This is a genomic window from Paenibacillus sp. FSL W8-0426 (assembly GCF_037969725.1).
Taxonomy (GTDB): Bacteria; Bacillota; Bacilli; order Paenibacillales; family Paenibacillaceae; genus Paenibacillus; species Paenibacillus hubeiensis.
Genome location: NZ_CP150203.1, coordinates 5,258,495 through 5,276,512 on the forward strand (window position 1 = coordinate 5,258,495; position 18,018 = coordinate 5,276,512).

The window sequence follows — 18,018 nt, forward strand, 5'->3', positions numbered from 1 at the left end:
GTTAACCCAAACCAAACACCCGCAGGAACCGATGGTCGATGGGCCATCCCTGCGGGTGTTTTCACGTTTAATGTTTCAGCCTTATCTTCGGCTTATGTTTCGATTTGTTCTGGCGAGACGGCAAGGGGCTGCCTTACCTTTTTCATGCGCGGGCTCGTCAGGCCGTCCTTCGCCAAGATGATCTTTTGCGGAATTTTGTAATCCGGCAGGCGTTCGCGGCAATAATCCCAGATCATCCGGCGCAGCTCGGCGAGGGGCATCTCCCGGCTTGTCTGCACGGTGACCGTTACACGCTGGCCGGTGATGCCGCTGTGTTCGCCGCAAACGACCGCCACTTCAATGACCTCCATCTGCTCCAGCACGCCCTCCACCTCTGCCGGATAGACCTTGCGGCCGCCTACATTGATGATCTCGGAATCGCGGCCCAGAATGCGGAGATACTCCCCTTCCATCACGGCAGCATCTCCTGTGCGCAGCCAACCGTCTTCGGTAAACGGCGACGGCGCGTTTAAATATCCAAGCATGGCCGTTGCCGTGCGAATTTCCAGCAGCCCGTCCACCACGCGATACTGCACTTCCCCGTCCCGTACGGCAAACAACAGGGAGCCCCACGCTTTGGAGCGCGTCGGCAAAATGCCGAGCTCGGACATCCCGTAAGCTTGAACCGTCCGAATGTGAGGAAACGCCCTGTTCCACGCTTCGAGCAGCGCCTGTGACATTACCTCAGACCCATACGACACCACTTCCAGACTGGACAGATCAAAGTCCCGGTACGCACCGCTGAGCAGGAGCAGGTTCATAAACGTCGGCGATACGGGCAAGGCCTGCACCCGATGCCGCTCGATCGTTCTGCACACCTCCTCCGGCGATCGCTCGGGGATCATGCACAGGCAGCCGCCGCTGGCAAGCGATTGCAGCAGCGTATTGAAACCGCCGATATGGTCAAAACGCATGAAAGGAATCGTCCGCAGCGGGCGGCCCTGCCTTTGAAACCGCTGCAGGAGCCGATCGGCGCGATGCACGGCAGCCTTGCTTCGTCCCGTCGAACCGGAAGAAAAAATGACCAGACCGCCGACCTGCTGCTGACGAAGTTCGGTTAATAGCGGCGGCAATCCATCCGCCTCGAATCGCTTTACGCTTAAGGCCAGCAGCCCGCCAGGCACGGCATCGCTTAACGTTGCCGTACACCGATCTTCGTCAGGCACGGAACGAAGCTTGTCCGCACTCCCAAGCAACCCCTCCGATAAAGTGTCACCTACATCATCAACGTCGGCTCCATGCCCATCAGTATCGGAGTGTTTCTCCCGCCTGGCCACGATTCGCCATTCCGCTCCAGCCAAATCCATATACTCCTCCCGCTTGTTCCGAACCAGGTCCGAAGCCAGCGGAATAACGATGCAGCGCTGCTCCAGCAGAGCCAGCAAAGCGGCAGCGGCATGGGGAGAATAGTCTGTCTCCAGCGTAACGACGCAGCCCGCCATGCCGGCATTGCCGATCAGGCGGTTCATCCTGCGTACCTCTCCGCGCAGCCATCCGTAGCTGTAACCGTCATTCTGCCATACCATGGCCGGGGCGGAGCCCCATCCCTCGAATCGCCGCAGTAACGTTTCGATCATGGTTCCACTCCTTCCCGCTGCGCACGCAGTTTGCCCTCCAGGTAATCCACCAGCGAACCGACCGTGCGGTAAGGACTTTCAGGCATCGAAGCAGCCGCCATCTCCGTCAGTGCGACCGATATGCCGTATCGATCCTCGACCTCCTGTTCCACGACGGCTAATAACGACACCAAACCAAGCGAATCCAACCGGCCGTTCCTGCCATAGAGCGGAGCATGCAGTCCAAGCTCCACCGGGATGCCGCCGCGTCCATATGCATTCAGTTCATGACAGCTCTCCAGAACGATGCGGGCCAGCGTTTCTTCCCGCTTCGCCTCCGCCGAATTCGCCTTTTCATTCCCGGCAAATGCACGCTGAACAAAGCGGGATTCGCTGCCATGGATGGATTGCATCTTCTCGTACCAGCCCCATTCATCGTTCGCCAGTTGCCCGATGACCCCACTGAGCTCATCGTTCCAACCGGAATCACGCTTTGCGAGCCTGGCCATCAGCAGCTTGTGACTCCGTTCCCAACGCCGGATCAGGCCCTGCCAGGCCTCAAGATAAGCGTCGTACGGCGAGCCTAACGCGCGAGCCGCTTCCAGCAGTAAATCTCTGAAAAAATACCGGCTCCATCGCATATCGAACAATAGGCCCGGTAGCCGGGAAACACCAGCATTACTGGATTTCCAATGACCGGAAAGGTTAACCTCAGACATTGCAGCGGTCGCCCCCTGCTGCCCATTCCGGAAGACAGAATGGTGTGCACGCTCACTCCCGGACTCTCCTTGAACGCGGGAACGTGCCCCGCCTTCGTCTTCTTTTCCTTCCATATGGAGCGTGCGCAGCAACTCTACGGTGACGGCTTGTCCAAAGTAATAATTCCGTTCCCCTTGCCTCACCTGCCTGGCCGCCAGGAACTCGTGAATTTGCGTAGCCAGGGCTGCGCGCAGCACCTCTCGATACCCGTCATCATCCAGCTGGCCCGCGGACCGAACCTCCATCGTTCCGTAGGTTCTCAGCTCTTCCTTTCGCTTGGCTGACGCCAGCTCGGGCATCGCCTTGTGCCCTTTCCAGAAATCGCGAAAGGCCGAAAGCGAGACCGCCCCCTTATATTTGGAGGGGACCGGATCATACACGTCCACATGCCGTTCCCCGATATCGCACACGGCCAGCCAGTGGTCCACCAGATGCAGGCGGGAACCCTCCCTTAGATGTTTATGGATATACTCCGGATTCCGAAAGTTCTCGTCATACGGCAAATGGTAGCTCGAACCCGTTGCGAGGAACAATTCACCTTCTCCCACGCGCTCACGAATGGCGGCAAGCCCTTCCTCGAAACTGCCCATTTCGCGCTGCTCCCCCATGCTCCAGACGGCATCCTCGTAATCCAGCTTGTGAAAATAAGGCTTGACCAGCCCCGTGTCCGAACACGAGGGAAGGGTAAACAATCGGCTGGCCGCCAGAAGGCCAAGGCTGCTCTGGCAGCCCTGGCGCCGCAACACCTCATGAATCAGCGGAAAATGGCAGGGATAATAAAACGGAATATCCATCAGTGGCTGAACATGCCGTAAGGATGACATCGGTTTACCTCCTCGTTTCGTTTCTGGCCGGGCTGTCGCCCCAGGAACGGATCGTATAATGGAGAGACTGCGGATGCGTGGCCCGGAAGACGCGATTGGGCATCGGCCGACCATCCGGGTCGGTCTCAAATCGGCGGAAACCACGCGTAAACCGGAAACGGAAACCGCTGTCCCGCGGAACTTCGAAGCATCCTTCGTAATGTCCGTCTCCGACATGTTTCAGCTTCATGCCCATGCCGCCGTATATGGTGTCTTCCGCAGGTTCGCGAGACGGCGATTGTGCGCTCAGGCAGATGAGAACGTGACCGGAAAGCTCCTCCACGACGGTGTACGCCTTGGTTGCCGTCAATTCCCCGAACTGAAGCCGAACGACCGCCCTGCCGGTAGCGACGGGAATCAGCGTTCCATCCGGCAGTACCTTGAGCACGTCAGGTTGTTCGGAAATGTATGTCCCTTCCAGCAGACTGACCTTAACGCCGTTGTCATAGCGTAGCAGAGCATTAATTCGGCATTTCATATCTCCTTTCAACCCTAGAACACTTCTGCCCTTGAGTTCGAGGGAAGCCGGGCTGCCTTTTTTGCCAAACATGCACAGCAAAGGAAGATGTACGCGTTCGGCCCAATCGGCTTCCTGATGGCCGGCATCGGGTTGTTCCAGGTAAATGAGGTCCTTGCCAGCCACGTAACCACGGTCCAGAAGTTTGTCAACAACCTCTCTAATTTGGCTTGGAAGGAACAGACCTTCCATATCCCCGATATCCATCCACATCCGTACGTCTGGTTTTCCTGCGGGAAGCCGAATCATCGGCTCTTCTTTCAGCCGTCCCGGGGAACTCGCATCCAACTGCACGTCATAAAAAAACGGCGACAACATCATCAGCTTGCCAAAAACGTCCGGATGGCGCATGCCGATATGGAACGTGCACAATGCGGCTGCGGATGATCCGATCATCCCCGTATGCTCCGGCTCCGTTAACGTCCGATATCGCCGGTCAATGAACGGCTTGAGCTCATGCACGATGAAATGTTCGTACAGCAGCCCCGAGCATCCCACGTCTACAGCTTCGCGGACCGGCGCAGCATAATGGTAAAACTCATTGTGCGTAACCGGGCGAACATGGGAGATGCCCACAATAATCAGCTCCTCCATGAGCCCCAAACCGATCAGGCGGTCTGCCGCCACATCCATCTGCCACGTTTCCTGGCCCGGCTTGGAGAGGCCGAAAGCGCGCTGGCCTGCATGCATATAAACGACCGGATACCTTTTATCGGTATGCTCATGATATCCCGGAGGCAGATACACATGGATATTTCGGCTGTTGCCCAGCCGCGTTGCCTTGAATTCGCTCAAACATTCGATAACCGACCTTGTCTCCAATGAACTCATCACGGATCATCGCTCCCCTCAGCTCATCATGCCTTGCAATAATGAAACGCCTCTCTACGCTGCTGCCTGCAACGACAAACAACCCCGCCTCGAAGGAGACGGGGTTGTTTCGGATCGGATCATCGTTTCCGAAATGCATGGCCCTTGTATTGTGGATTCTGCGATTAGTGTAAATCCAATGATGCGGTTTGTAAATACGAAAACAAGAAAAATAAACCTAAAATAAAAGTTATTGACAAACCCATTGCCGTTTTTTATGATTACGGTGTGATGTACAACTCGAGGGCCATGCTTTTTAGACCTAAGGTCTAGGACAACCCCGGTAACTCCAGCAGGAGATGCCGGGGTTTTTGCATGCAGGAAGGAGGTAGACCCGTCCATGGTTGGCAAATGATTGGCCGTCCGCAATTGTAAGCGTTTTTACTTCCACGGATTACATAATATCATATTCTAATCGCGAAGGGTGGATTACCATGTTGAATGTGACCAAACGCATCATTCTCAGCACCACGTTAACCCTCGGCTTGCTGGCCGGGAGCGCACTCCCCTTCCTGCCGGCGGCTTCCGTGCTTGCAGACCCCGACACTGCCGTAACGAACAAGCAGAATTTCAGCACGGACGTCATCTATCAAGTATTCACCGACCGCTTTCTGGACGGCGATCCTTCCAACAACCCTTCCGGAGCAGCGTACGATGCCAGCTGTACCAACCTGAAATTGTACTGCGGCGGGGACTGGCAGGGATTGATCAACAAAATCAACGACAACTATTTCACGGACCTGGGCATCACGGCGCTCTGGATTTCGCAGCCGGTAGAAAACATCCATGCCGTCGTCAATTACTCCGGCGTCAACAACACTTCCTACCATGGATACTGGGCGCGGGATTTCAAGAAAACCAACCCGTACTTCGGTTCCATGACCGACTTCCAGAACCTTATTCAGACCGCTCATGCCAAAGGCATCAAAATCGTCATCGACTTTGCTCCAAACCATACGTCACCGGCCATGGAGACCGATACCTCGTTCGCCGAGAACGGCAAGCTGTATGACAACGGCACGCTCCTTGGCGGTTACACCAACGACACCAACGGTTACTTCCACCATAACGGCGGCTCGGACTTCTCTTCCCTCGAGAACGGAATCTACAAAAACCTTTATGATCTCGCCGACTTGAACCACAACAATGCGACCATTGACAAATACTTCAAAGACGCCATCAACCTCTGGCTTGACATGGGCGTCGACGGCATCCGCGTGGATGCGGTCAAACACATGCCGGAAGGCTGGCAAAAGAGCTGGATGTCGGGCATTTACAGCCATCAGCCCGTATTCACGTTCGGTGAGTGGTTCCTCGGCTCTTCCGCTGCGGATGCGGACAACACCAAATTCGCGAACACTTCAGGCATGAGCCTGCTTGATTTCCGCTTCAATGCCGAAGTGCGGAACGTGTTCCGCGACAACACGTCGAACATGCATGCACTGGATTCCATGATCAGCAGCACAGCAGCAGACTACACGCAAGTCAATGACCAGGTGACCTTTATCGATAACCATGACATGGACCGTTTCAAAACAAGCGCTGTCAACAACCGGCAGTTGGAACAGGCTTTGGCCTTCACGCTGACATCCCGCGGCGTGCCTGCCATCTATTACGGCACTGAACAATACCTGACCGGAAACGGCGATCCGAACAACCGCGCCAAAATGCCATCGTTCTCCAAAACAACAACGGCATTCAACGTGATCAGCAAGCTGGCTCCGCTGCGCAAATCCAATCCGGCCATCGCTTACGGCTCGACGCAGCAGCGCTGGATTAATAATGACGTGTACGTCTATGAACGGAAATTCGGCAAAAGCGTTGCCGTCGTGGCGATCAACCGCAACCAATCGTCCTCTGCCTCCATTAGCGGACTTGCAACGTCCCTGCCTTCGGGAACGTACACGGACGTCCTTGGCGGCGCGCTGAACGGCAACAGCATTACGTCCAACAACGGCAGCGTTCCTACATTCACGTTGGCCGCAGGCGGAACGGCAGTCTGGCAGTACACGGCTCCCGAAAGCACGCCGACGATCGGGCACGTCGGGCCGATGATGGGCAAACCCGGCAACGTCATCACGATCGACGGCCGCGGCTTCGGCGCAACCAAAGGCACCGTTTACTTCGGCACAACGGCCGTAACCGGATCTGCGATCCAATCGTGGGAAGATACCCAAATCAAAGTTACCGTTCCTGCCGTTGCAGCGGGCAATTACGCGGTGAAGGTAACCGCAGGCGGCGTAACCAGCAACAGCTATAACGGCTTTAATATTTTGACCGGCGAGCAGGTCACCGTTCGATTCGTTGTCAATAATGCATCGACATCCCTGGGCCAGAACGTGTACTTGACCGGCAACGTTGCCGAGCTCGGTAACTGGTCCACAGGAGCAAACGCCGTTGGGCCAACGTTCAACCAGGTCATTCACGCCTATCCGACATGGTATTACGACGTTAGCGTGCCTGCCGGAACGCCGCTCGAGTTCAAGTTTTTCAAGAAAAGCGGCTCTACCGTCACATGGGAAAACGGATCGAATCACACCTTCACCACGCCAGCCAGCGGCACCGCAACCGTAAACGTGAACTGGCAATAAAATAACTCGGCAAAACCAAACACCCCGATGCAGCACGCATTTCGCGTATGCTCGGGGTGTCCGTATTTCCGTTTTGCTTTTCAAGCTGCATCGCTGATTAATGGATAAACAAGAATTCCCATCTGCTCTATAAGCAGGCGTAAACGATATTTCTCAAGCGAGGCTGGATGTACGGCTCCTGACTGTTCAACAGGTGCTGCGCATACATAACCGTAAGTTCCGAATCCGGATCGATGATGGCCATGCAGCCGGCAGCGCCGCTCCAGCCGAACTCGCCCAGCGGACTCAAGGAGCCGCTGCCGGCCTTGGAGACATGGGTCCGTACGCCTAACCCGTAGCCGTAGCCTTTCATTTGATCCCAGGAGTAGTCGCCTCGGGTCAAATCATTCAGATGGTCCGTACGCATCAGTTCGACCGAAGCCTGTGACAAGATGCGCACGCCGTCCGGGCTTGTGCCGCGCCCAGTCAATGCATTCAGGAACAGCGCGTAATCGCTGACGGTAGACAACAATCCTGCGCCTCCGCTTTCCAGCGCCGTGCCTACCCGGAAACCGTTGCCGTCCATGCGAACGGCTTTGCCAAGCTCGTCATTGTACGCATACTGCGGGATCAATCTGGCCTGCTGCTCGTCATTCAGGTCAAATGCCGTATCGTGCATGCCGAGCGGGTCGGTGATTTCCTCTTTTAAGTATGTGCCGAACCGTCTGCCATCCACGACTTCAATCAAAGCGCCAAGCACATCGTGGCACATGCTGTAATTCCACTGCGTCCCGGGCTCGAACAGCAGCGGCTCTTTCGCAAGCGCCTTCGCAAATTCACGCGTCGACAACGTGCCGTTCGTGCTCTTCACGGCCTCCTGGATAGATGGTGCTCCAACGTCATAGGAAAATCCGGCCGTCATCGTAAACAGGTCGCGCACCGTAATGGCTTTTGTCGCTTTCTCCAGCCGCACTTCCCCGTTCGGCAAAGTTTTTCTGACCGTCATCTCGGCATATTCCGGCAGATAGTTCGAGATCGGGTCGCCAAGCAGCATTTGTCCTCTCTCCACAAGCTGAAGCGCTGCGACGCAGGTCATGATTTTGGTCATGGAGTACAAGTTGATGATCGCGCCTTCGCCGATGGGCGTTTGCTCTTCCAAATTAGCAAAGCCGTTGCGATAACGGAAAACCGTTTCGTTGCGATGCATGACAAGTACTTCCGCCCACGGAACACGCCAAGCAGTGATGCGGTCGATAAATGAAGCAAGCGGTTTAAAATCCATGTTCGCTCATCCCTTTATATGTAGAATTGATAATTATTGCGCCATACGGCCACGTTCTCCCGCATGTAACCGCATACTATTAATATACGACCAATCGCATTCAAAGACCACCATCAGATCGCAAGATGAACGGGGGAACGGACCCCGACCGGGCGAATTCCCGAATGGAAACTAAACGATCGCACCAAGCAGGCGAAACCGCAGTACGTGTTTCCCTCAAGTCCCAAGCTTGCCTTCTACTTATAAGCACGGATGGGCTTCATGGCCACTGCCATAACAAACGCGGTCAACAAAAGCAGAGCTCCCAGTCCTTCCAGCACCACCGGAGCTCCGTAGCGGTCCGCCCAAACGGACACGACCGATAGGCCAATGATCGGCGCCGTGCTTGTGAGCGTGCCCATGACTCCATAAACCCTCCCTTGAAGTTCATCGGGCACTTCAGCGCGAACCATGATCTGCGGCAGCATCGTGCAGCAGGCGAACATGGCTCCGCCGGCTACAATGAGCGGCAAAGCCCAATACGGCGAAGTGATGTAGGATAACGCCGCGTACAACGGTCCCAGCAGCAGGAGGCCAACAAATATCCATCTTCCCCGGTGCTTCATCCGGCCCGCCATGGCCATAAGCCCGGCAGAACCAAGCATGTACCCGAGCGGAATGCAGGTTTCGATCAATCCGAATTGCACCGGATTCGCTTGCCATACCTTTACCGCCATCACCTGCACGAGCATCATGGCAGACATGAAAAAGAGCAGCAGAATCGGCTGCAGCACAACAATGGCGCGCACAAGCGGCTGCGAGAAGAGATAAGCGAAGGAGCCTCTCCACTCCTGAACAAAGGTGGTTTTGGCGGTCGTTGTCCGTTCCACGGATGGAAAACGGCCGGCAGCCGCCACGCAGACCGCCGAGATCAAAAACGTGCTTGCCGTAACGAGAATGGCATAGAAGCCGCCGATCAGCGCCACCGCCGCTCCTGCCGCAGCAAGTCCGCTGATCCGGGCAATGTTGTCGACCAAATGGATTGCGCCCGTAGCCTGCTGCAGATGTGGCTTGCCGACCAGGCGGCTAACCGAAGCGTAAAAGGCAGGTGCCTGAAACAAGCTGGAGAACATCGACAGGCCAAGCATGAGCAGCAGCAATGGAAAAGGGGCATGCAGCACAAACAGGCTTACGGCAATGGTCGCGGCCATAAAAGCCCGGAACAGATCCGAGGACAGCATCAATGTGCGACGGTCAAAGCGATCTGCCAGCGTGCCTGCAAGGGAACCGAAAACAAAGCTGACCGCCATGTTGCAAATTTGCACGGCGGCCATGCTCTTGGCGCTGCCCGTCGTCTGCAAGACCCACAAGCTGATGGCAATGCCGTTGAAACAATCGCCGAAGACGGAAATGCCGTAGCCGTAAAGCAGTCTTCGAAAAGCTTTGTTGTGCCGCAATGCCGGTTCGGACGCGGTATCGTTTGCAGGACAAGCCGTACCCATGCCTGCGTGCAAATCCGCAGAGCCGGAGCCCGAATCCACCGGACGAACAGTATCCATAATTTCGTTTCCCTCCCGATTGTATCGATCATTCCAGCCGTAAATAGGACATGCATGAAAAGCGCTCCGAAAGAAGGGGACATTGTGCGGTTCCTTCGTTCAAAGCGCCTGAAGAGATGATGATTGTATGTTTATCCTTTGGAGGCTCCTGTCGTAAGCCCCTGTACCAGGAAGCGCTGCAGGAACACGAAGAGCAGCGTGATCGGAATCGCAATCAGCACCGCACCGGCGGCGAACATCGTAAAGTTGCTGTCCTGATATCTGCTGACCAGATCCCACATGCCTACGGCCAGCGTCCAATTTTCTTTGGTGCGCAGCACCAGCCGGGCGAAAATAAAGTCCATCCATGCCCCCGTGAAGCTGGTGAGCGCCACGTAGGTCAACATCGGACGGGACAGCGGCAGAATGATGCTGACGAAGACGCGCAGATGGCTCGCTCCATCGATCCGTGCCGCTTCATCCAGGCTGCGCGGAATCGTATCGAAGAACCCTTTGACGATGAACCCGCCCAGCACGGCACCCGACGAATACACCAGAATCAGCGCGGCGTGCGTATCCAGCAGCTGAATTTGCAGCAGGATGATGTAGATGGCGATCATGCTCATGAAGCTCGGGAACATGCCCAGAATCAGCATCGTGGACAGGATGGTCTTGCGCCCGCGGAAGCGGAAGCGAGACAATGCATACATTCCCAGCGTGACGAGCAGCGTCGAGAAAATCATCGTAAAGAACGCGATTTTGAGCGTATTCATGTACCATCTGCCGTACAGGAAAGAAGGGGTCGTGAACAGTTCACCATAATGCGCCAGCGTGAACGCTTCCGGCCACAGGCTTTCACTGAATAACGCGGCGCCCGGGCGCAAGGACGAGAGAACGATCCACAGCACGGGATAGATCGAAACGATGGCAATGATGACCAGCAGGACATAGCTGAGGACCAGCCGCAGCGGATTGTTTCGTTTCTTCATTGGATCATGTCCTCCTCCTTGAATGATTTCGAACGGCGGAAGTTCCAAATGGAGAACGATGCAATAATAAGGAAAATGATGATACCTACCGCCGACGCCATGTTGAACTTGTTGTTATCGAGCGTCAGTTTGTACAGCCATGTCACGAGCAAATCGGTAGACCCGGCATACTGGTAATCGCCGCGAAGCGGGTTGCCGTTCGTGAGCAGGTAGATGACGTTGAAGTTGTTGAAATTGCCCGCGAACTGCATAATCAGCACAGGCGTTGTGGCAAACAGGATGAACGGCATCGTAATGATGCGGAATTTCTGAAAGCTGCTCGCCCCGTCCACTTCGGCGGCTTCGTACAAATCACGAGGAATGGCGGTAAGCACACCCAAAATGAGCACCATGCTGACGGGGATGCCGATCCACATGTTCACGACGATGACCGTCACTTTGGCCCAGAACGGATCGGTCAGCCAAGGCAGCCCTTCCAAACCGAACGCTCTCATGTACGTATTGATCGGACCGAACTGTCCGTTGAACAGGTTGCGCATCAAGAGCAAGGAAATAATCTGCGGGATGGCATAAGGAAGAATGAAGATTGTACGCCACAGCTTCTTAAAACGAATGCCGCGCTGCTCAATCAGCAGCGCAACCAACACGCCGCCAAAATACGTCGTGACGGTGGCCAGCACGGCCCAAACGACCGTCCAACCCAATACGCCCATAAACGTCTGGCTCCAGGATTTCAACTGGACCAGGTCGCTGAACGTGCCGAACCCGACCCAATCGACGAGTTTGGCAGGAGGAATGTGATCCGGAGCCGAGTAGTTGGTGAAAGCCAGCGTGATGGTGAACAAGATCGGCATGATCGTGAAGAACAGGACACCCAAAGCGGGAATGGCAAGGAACAGATACGGGAACTGGGTATCCAGCGCGCTTCGAAGAGAATTCATGGCGGATCGCGGCTGTTTGCCTTCTTCCCTCCATTTTCCCGTTAAATATGCATCCCTTACGTTAAGCGTATATATAAGTAGAAATACGAACAGAACCAACAGTACGATCAGGCCGTCCAGCAGCAAAAAGATCGAGTGATCCCCTTTCTGCAGAACGGTCGATCCATTGACCTTCACGAACCGCTGCGTATTCTCGCCCAAGGTCCAGATGCCCCAGACCGCATGGTTCAGGCGGGGAATGAGGTAGGCAAGCCCTACGGCTTCCAGCGCGATCAAAATCAGTCCTTTGATCCACTGGCCGTTGTACAACTGCCCCAGTCCCTGCAAAATAACGGACAGCACGGCCGCGGTCACGCGGTGCTGCCTCGCTCCTTCCGGTTTTACGTTCACCGGAACATGCTGCTGCTTCATGGATATGCTCCTTCCGGCATTAGAGTGGCCTGCCCGCAGTGCGGACAGGCTGGTCTTTATCCGCCGGCCGTACCTTGCCACCATGGACTGCTGCCGTAGTCGAAGTCGAACGTTCAGCAATCCATCGTAACGAACACGGTCCGGACGCGATTATTTCGTGGTAGCAAGGCTTTCGTTAATCTGTTTGACGGCATTGTCAAGCGATGACTTCACGTCTTTGCCCCCGTCCCAAATGTCCGTAATGGCGGAAGAGATCGGTCCCCATACGCTATCCATGGCCGGAAGCGAAGGCATCGGCGTTGAATGGTTGAATTGCTCCAGGAACGCTTTGGTAATGTCGTCCCCTTGAACTTTGGGGTCTGCCGCCACGTTTTTATCTGCCGGAAGGGTTCCGTTCATCTCGAAATTAAGCATCTGCGATTCCTCGCTGGAGAGGAATGCCGCAAGCAGTTTCGATGCATTCGGGTATTGCGTGAATGCATTGACGTAATACGCCTTGACGCCGGAGAACGAGGTCATCGGTTGTCCCTCGATTTGCGGAAGGGGCGCAACGCCGAAATCGATACCTGCATTGCGATAGTCGGCGATCGTCCATGGTCCATTGATATCCATCGCGAGCTTGCCGCTGCTGAACAATCCTTTTTTGATATCGTAATTCACGTCGCCGAGCTTGACAGGCAGGACCTCCGCTCTCAGCTTTTGCAGGAATTCCCCGCCCTTTTGTGCGCCTTCGTTGTTCAAACCGATATCCTCGCTGTTCATGCCGTCATCCCCGAAGATGTATCCGCCTTGGGATGCCAGGAACGCAAAGTCGTAGTAAAACTGCTGCAGCTCCCACATGAGTGCATATTTATTGTTTTTGGTATCGTTGAACGTTTTGGCAAAGTCGATGATTTCATCGAACGATTTCGGCGCTTCCGGATAGAGCGCTTTGTTATAGAACAAGGCATACGTTTCCACGCTGTACGGATATCCATACAGAATGTCCTTGAACGTTACTGCCTTCAAAGCGTTTTCGCTGGTCGATTCCGTCGTTCTCGATTCAAATACGTCGTTGGGCAAAATCAGGCCCGCTTCGGAGGCACTTCCGATTTTGTCGTGCGGGAAGACGACAACGTCCGCGGCCAATCCGGCCGGTCCGTCCGTCGTAAGCTTTGTCACCTGGTCCGTCGGCGGCAATTCTTCGAATTTGACCGGCACGCCGTATTTCTCCTCGAATTGTTTGATTCTGTCCGCAATGAAGCTGCTCTGGTTTTTGTCTTCCCAAATGACCAACGTGGCCCCTGGTTCCGGTTGCAGCGTGTCTGGAGTGACGGCCGGTCCTTCCGTATTTTCTTCGGCGACCGGCGTTGTTCCCGCCGTTCCGCCGCCTCCGCCTGCCGAACAAGCAACCAGCGATAACGACGTGAATGCCGCGAGTAGAATCCCCTGCCATTTCTTCATTCTCATTTCCCCTTCCCCCTGATTGGTAAAGCGTTATTGTTGCGCTCTTTCCCCCTCTGCCGTGCTCTTGTCGCCAAAGCTTCGAATCACAGCAAAGACTGCGTGCTACGCATGGACAAACGTTTGCCCAAAATTCAAATCAAGCGTCTTTGCTTATTCATCAAGAAGGAGGAAACAGACGTTAACACCCAATAATCGTCCATGTAAGCGCTGTAATAATAAACACATCATACACTAGGGTTCTCCCCTTGCACAAACGTTTGCACAAATGATTTTAGACGAAATTGCCCCAAAATTTGTTATCTGTCTTGAAAAAGTGACGTTTTGCTTGATCTGTCTTTATTTTCCTTCATTTTCCTCTCTGGAGTATTGTCCCGCATACTTGCCGATTGATTTCTTCCAAACCATGAATTAACATAGGAGCATGTTTTGATATGACGGTAGGGAAGGGATTTTTCACATGATTACAATCAAAGATATTGCCAAAATGGCGGGAGTATCCCCTTCTACAGTATCCCGGGTGATTTCGAATCATCCCCGGATCAGTCGCGAAACCTCGGTCAAGGTCCGGCAGATCATGAAAGAACACAACTATCATCCCAACATCATGGCAAAGAGCCTGGTGTCCAAAACAACGCAAACGTTAGGCATCATGCTGCCGCGGCCGGCGGAGGAGCTGTTTCAGAACTACTTCTTTGGGGAATTGCTGCGAGGCATCATGAGCCATGCCACCCGCATGAATTATGAAGTGCTGCTATCTACCGAGTCGACTTCGGGCAACGGCCTTGACGCCATCTCCCGCCTGGTCTATGGAAGAAGAGTCGATGGCATTATGCTGCTTTCGTCGCGACGGGAAGATCCGCATATTGCGTTTCTGGAAGAGGAGCGTTTTCCGTTTGTGCTGATCGGCCGCAGCGAAACCCATCCTGATGCACCCATGGTGGACAATGATAATGTGCAAACGGCTTATGACGCGACCAGCCATTTGATTGCGCAGGGACATGCCCGCATCGGGTTCGTCAGCGGACCGCCGGAGTTCACCCTTTCTCATGATCGCATGACGGGATATGCCAAAGCGATGGAAGATGCGCAGCTGCCGACCCATTCCGATTGGATTCTGGAAGGAGAATATTTGCAGGACAGCGGATTCCGGGCCATGTCGCTATTTATGTCACTGCCAAACAGACCGACGGCGATCGTGGTCATCGACGATCATGTGGCTTTTGGCGTATTGCGTGCATTGGATGAGTTGGGATATCGCGTACCTGAGGACATCAGCGTCGTCAGCTTCAACAATATCGCCCTGTCCGAATTGGCTTCACCGCCGCTGAGCTCCATCGATATCGGCACCTATCAGCTTGGCTATTCCGCCGTTCAATTGCTGTTGAAGATCATCCAAGGCGACGAAGGCGCAATCTCGCCGAACCCGATTATCATCCCCCATCGCTTGATGGTCCGGGAATCTTCACTTTATACCTTGCCAAGACAGATTTAAGCATGTCCGCGCAAACGTTTGTCCAAAATCCTGAAAACGGATTCTCCCCCCATCACCCCGGTTCCGGGGTGATGGGCTTATCCATGCTTGCTGCAGGATGAAACGAAAAAACCACGCCCTGGGAAGACGTGGTCTGACGTTCAGCCTTTTTTGCCTGCTGATGCTGATCTATGATTCTACTTTACCGACTCCAATGCGTAACGGTTGGACGGAATTTCAAGGCCCAGATTGCCCCGCAGCGTCGTTTGCTCATATGCCGTGCGGAACAAACCGCGTTCTTGCAAAACGGGCACCACCAAATCTACGAAATCCGCCAGGCCGTTCGGCACGACTGTCCGGATGTTGAATCCATCCGCCGCTTCCGACTCGAACCATTCCTGTATCAGGTCCGCGATCTTCTCCGGCGTGCCGATAAAGGAAGTGCGCGGCGTGGATGCCAGCAATGCCACTTCCCTTAAGGTCAAGCCTTGCTCGCGGGCCTGCTGCTTGATTTTGTCCGTCGTGCTGCGGAAGCTGTTGCTGCCCAAATCGCCGATGTCCGGGAACGGCTCATCCAGCGCATATTGCGAAAAATCGAAATGCTCGAAGTAGCGCCCCAAGTAATTCAGCGCTTGGTCGATGGATACGAGAGCGGCGATTTCTTGATATTTGCGCTCGGCTTCTTCTTCGGTACGCCCCACGATCGGACCGATGCCTGGGAAAATGAGCAGTTCCTCCGGTTTGCGTCCATGGGCTGCCGCTCTCGCTTTTACGTCCCGGTAGAATTCTCTGGCTTCTTCCAAAGTTTCGTGAGCGGTATAGATCGCATCTGCCGACCGGGCTGCAAGATTTTTGCCCGATTCCGAGGAACCGGCTTGGAAGATGACCGGGTGTCCTTGGGAGGAACGGGCCACGTTGAGCGGACCCTGCACGGAAAAATGCTTTCCGCGATGATTCAGCGCATGCAGCTTGGACGGATCGAAGAAAATGCCGGCCTCCTTGTCGCCTATGAAGGCATCATCCTCCCACGAATCCCACAGTCCTCTGACGACTTGCAAATGTTCCTCGGCAATTTCGTAGCGCAGCGAATGATCGGGATGCTCGCCATTGCCGAAATTCAGGGCCGAGCCTTCGAGCGGAGAAGTAACGACGTTCCATCCCGCCCGTCCGCCGCTAATCTGATCCAACGAAGCGAACTGCCTTGCAACGGTGAACGGTTCGCTATACGAGGTCGACAACGTAGCCACAAGACCGATGTGCGACGTCGCGCCAGCCAGCGTGGATAACAGCGTAATCGGCTCGAAACGGTTGAGGAAATGGGGGTTGGATTTTTCGTTGATATATAAACCGTCCGCGATAAACAACAGGTCGAATTTGCCTTCCTCCGCCTTGCGCGCCTGCTGTTTGTAGTATTCGATGCTGACGCTGGCATTGACCGGAATGTCCGGATGCCGCCAGAAAGAGATGCTGTTGCCGCCCCCGCTCAGATTGGCTCCCAGTTTCAATTGTCGTTTGCTCATCGTGTATTCCTCCCCGAATGGATGAATTAGTGGTTGCTGCTGTGCCCTGCCCCGGCGACAGTGCCTGAATTGTCCTGCTCCAGCTTCTGTGGGGTAACCGCGCTCTTTCGCACCATCCACGCCGCAGCCAACAGGGCGATGCCTGTCAACAGGAATACGACGGGAATGCCGGCCGAGCCGCCAATAAAACCTCCGACCAGCGGACCAAGCACAATGCCGAACTGGTTGGCGGATTGGCTCAAGCTTACCGCTCTACCCCGAAATTCAAGGGCTGCATGCCGCACAACCATCGCGTTCAGCGTTGGATAAACAGCAGCAAAGAAAAGGCCGTAAGCGAAGCGGACTCCCCCGAACACATACAGGTTGAATGCGAGTACCTGCAGCAAATTGCCAATCCCGCCGCCAACCAATCCGATCATCAACGTTTTATCGTATCCAAGCCTGCCGCCGAGCCTGCCCCAGCGAGGGCCCATAATGACCGTGGCCACGCCGACTGCGGAGAATACGATCCCTGCGCTAAGCGTCGCCGTATCCGGATTTCCTCCAATGGAGACGACATATAACGTAAGCAAGGGCTCCAGCACCATGACCGAGGTGGATACAAGCAGGATCAAGCCATAAGTGCGCATCAAGCCCGGCGTGGCGGCAGCAGTCTTCAAATCGGCGATCCAGCCTGTGCGGACGCTCACCCGTTTCGCTTGGTTTTCGCGAACCCCCATGACGATCATTGCAGACACCAGCGTAAGGATGCCCGAAGCGACAAAACAGCCCCGCAGCCCGACCCATTGGCTGATCACGCCGCCGGCAAGGGGTCCCAGAATGCCCCCTGCCGCCGTGGAAGTCGATATCACGCCCATCGCGTAACCGACATGCTTTTCCGGCGTATTGGTGCCAACCAGCGTGACGGAAGCTGGATGGAAACCGGCCATCAACCCCTGAAATATGCGCACGGCCAGAAAGGAATACGGGCCGTGGACAAAGGCATTGGCCAAATGGGCCGCAGCCAAGCCTGCGCCGGAGCGAAGCAGCATCAGCTTGCTGCCGTGCCTGTCCGCCAGCGATCCCCAGAACGGCGCGCACAAGCCGCTGATCAGAAAGCTGATGGAAATCGATATCCCCGACCAGACTTCAAGTCCCGACTGAACGCCAAGCTCATTTTGCAGAAACAACGGAAAAAAGGGCACAGAGAGCGTATACGCCATGTAGTTGAGAAACAGGCCCAGCCATAAGGTGTACAGGTTTCGCTTCCAATGCGGCATGGCATGCT

12 protein-coding genes are annotated in these 18,018 nt (G+C 55.0%); 2 read left to right on the plus strand and 10 right to left on the minus strand.

What is annotated here, in order from left to right; all coding sequences use genetic code 11:
- Positions 1 to 92 precede the first annotated feature (92 nt).
- From MKY59_RS23825 to MKY59_RS23835, 3 genes are read right to left on the minus strand one after another with little or no spacing between them, the layout of a single operon-like run.
- Complete coding sequence (locus MKY59_RS23825) at positions 93 to 1,616, minus strand: fatty acid--CoA ligase family protein (RefSeq protein WP_339274098.1); 1,524 nt, start codon at positions 1,614 to 1,616, stop codon at positions 93 to 95.
- Positions 1,613 to 3,178 (minus strand): acyl carrier protein, encoded by a 1,566-nt coding sequence (locus tag MKY59_RS23830; protein WP_339274100.1) that lies wholly within the window; start codon positions 3,176 to 3,178, stop codon positions 1,613 to 1,615. The genes MKY59_RS23825 and MKY59_RS23830 overlap by 4 nt, the downstream gene beginning before the upstream one ends.
- A 4-nt stretch (positions 3,179 to 3,182) precedes the next feature.
- Positions 3,183 to 4,565 carry an alpha/beta hydrolase-fold protein gene (locus tag MKY59_RS23835; RefSeq protein ID WP_339274101.1) on the minus strand — a complete coding sequence of 461 codons (1,383 nt, stop codon included), beginning with the start codon at positions 4,563 to 4,565 and terminating at the stop codon, positions 3,183 to 3,185.
- 473 nt (positions 4,566 to 5,038) lie between these two features.
- On the opposite strand from MKY59_RS23835, the gene MKY59_RS23840 reads away from it, so the two are divergent.
- Positions 5,039 to 7,195: an alpha-amylase family glycosyl hydrolase gene (locus MKY59_RS23840; protein ID WP_339274103.1), complete on the plus strand. Its 2,157-nt coding sequence runs from the start codon at positions 5,039 to 5,041 to the stop codon at positions 7,193 to 7,195.
- A gap of 127 nt (positions 7,196 to 7,322) precedes the next feature.
- Here the strand turns inward: MKY59_RS23840 and MKY59_RS23845 are convergent, their stop codons facing one another.
- From MKY59_RS23845 to MKY59_RS23865, 5 genes are all read right to left on the minus strand, one after another.
- On the minus strand, positions 7,323 to 8,456 hold the full coding sequence (locus tag MKY59_RS23845; protein ID WP_339274105.1) for a serine hydrolase domain-containing protein: 1,134 nt from the start codon (positions 8,454 to 8,456) through the stop codon (positions 7,323 to 7,325).
- 236 nt (positions 8,457 to 8,692) lie between these two features.
- Positions 8,693 to 9,994 (minus strand): MFS transporter, encoded by a 1,302-nt coding sequence (locus MKY59_RS23850; protein WP_339274107.1) that lies wholly within the window; start codon positions 9,992 to 9,994, stop codon positions 8,693 to 8,695.
- Positions 9,995 to 10,125: 131 nt separating this feature from the next.
- Positions 10,126 to 10,962, minus strand: coding sequence for a sugar ABC transporter permease (locus MKY59_RS23855; RefSeq protein ID WP_236415619.1), 837 nt, complete (start codon positions 10,960 to 10,962; stop codon positions 10,126 to 10,128).
- On the minus strand, positions 10,959 to 12,314 hold the full coding sequence (locus tag MKY59_RS23860) for a sugar ABC transporter permease (RefSeq protein WP_236415617.1): 1,356 nt from the start codon (positions 12,312 to 12,314) through the stop codon (positions 10,959 to 10,961). Before MKY59_RS23860 ends, MKY59_RS23855 begins: the two co-directional genes overlap by 4 nt.
- 150 nt (positions 12,315 to 12,464) lie before the next feature.
- Positions 12,465 to 13,763, minus strand: a complete 1,299-nt coding sequence (locus tag MKY59_RS23865; RefSeq protein WP_339274110.1) for a maltose ABC transporter substrate-binding protein — start codon at positions 13,761 to 13,763, stop codon at positions 12,465 to 12,467.
- Between the two features lie 454 nt (positions 13,764 to 14,217).
- On the opposite strand from MKY59_RS23865, the gene MKY59_RS23870 reads away from it, so the two are divergent.
- Complete coding sequence (locus MKY59_RS23870) at positions 14,218 to 15,252, plus strand: LacI family DNA-binding transcriptional regulator (RefSeq protein WP_339274112.1); 1,035 nt, start codon at positions 14,218 to 14,220, stop codon at positions 15,250 to 15,252.
- A gap of 176 nt (positions 15,253 to 15,428) precedes the next feature.
- Here the strand turns inward: MKY59_RS23870 and MKY59_RS23875 are convergent, their stop codons facing one another.
- Complete coding sequence (locus MKY59_RS23875) at positions 15,429 to 16,751, minus strand: LLM class flavin-dependent oxidoreductase (protein WP_339274114.1); 1,323 nt, start codon at positions 16,749 to 16,751, stop codon at positions 15,429 to 15,431.
- Positions 16,752 to 16,777: 26 nt separating this feature from the next.
- On the minus strand, positions 16,778 to 18,010 hold the full coding sequence (locus MKY59_RS23880) for an MFS transporter (protein ID WP_339274116.1): 1,233 nt from the start codon (positions 18,008 to 18,010) through the stop codon (positions 16,778 to 16,780).
- Between the last annotated feature and the right edge of the window lie 8 nt (positions 18,011 to 18,018).

Coding starts and splice junctions, on each gene's coding strand:
- MKY59_RS23865 (WP_339274110.1), bottom strand. CDS start 13,763: ATGAGAATGAAGAAATGGCAGGGGATTCTACTCGCGGCATTCACGTCG.
- MKY59_RS23845 (WP_339274105.1), bottom strand. CDS start 8,456: ATGGATTTTAAACCGCTTGCTTCATTTATCGACCGCATCACTGCTTGG.
- MKY59_RS23855 (WP_236415619.1), bottom strand. CDS start 10,962: ATGAAGAAACGAAACAATCCGCTGCGGCTGGTCCTCAGCTATGTCCTG.
- MKY59_RS23875 (WP_339274114.1), bottom strand. CDS start 16,751: ATGAGCAAACGACAATTGAAACTGGGAGCCAATCTGAGCGGGGGCGGC.
- MKY59_RS23850 (WP_339274107.1), bottom strand. CDS start 9,994: ATGGATACTGTTCGTCCGGTGGATTCGGGCTCCGGCTCTGCGGATTTG.
- MKY59_RS23825 (WP_339274098.1), bottom strand. CDS start 1,616: ATGATCGAAACGTTACTGCGGCGATTCGAGGGATGGGGCTCCGCCCCG.
- MKY59_RS23870 (WP_339274112.1), top strand. CDS start 14,218: ATGATTACAATCAAAGATATTGCCAAAATGGCGGGAGTATCCCCTTCT.
- MKY59_RS23835 (WP_339274101.1), bottom strand. CDS start 4,565: ATGAGTTCATTGGAGACAAGGTCGGTTATCGAATGTTTGAGCGAATTC.
- MKY59_RS23860 (WP_236415617.1), bottom strand. CDS start 12,314: ATGAAGCAGCAGCATGTTCCGGTGAACGTAAAACCGGAAGGAGCGAGG.
- MKY59_RS23830 (WP_339274100.1), bottom strand. CDS start 3,178: ATGTCATCCTTACGGCATGTTCAGCCACTGATGGATATTCCGTTTTAT.
- MKY59_RS23880 (WP_339274116.1), bottom strand. CDS start 18,010: ATGCCGCATTGGAAGCGAAACCTGTACACCTTATGGCTGGGCCTGTTT.
- MKY59_RS23840 (WP_339274103.1), top strand. CDS start 5,039: ATGTTGAATGTGACCAAACGCATCATTCTCAGCACCACGTTAACCCTC.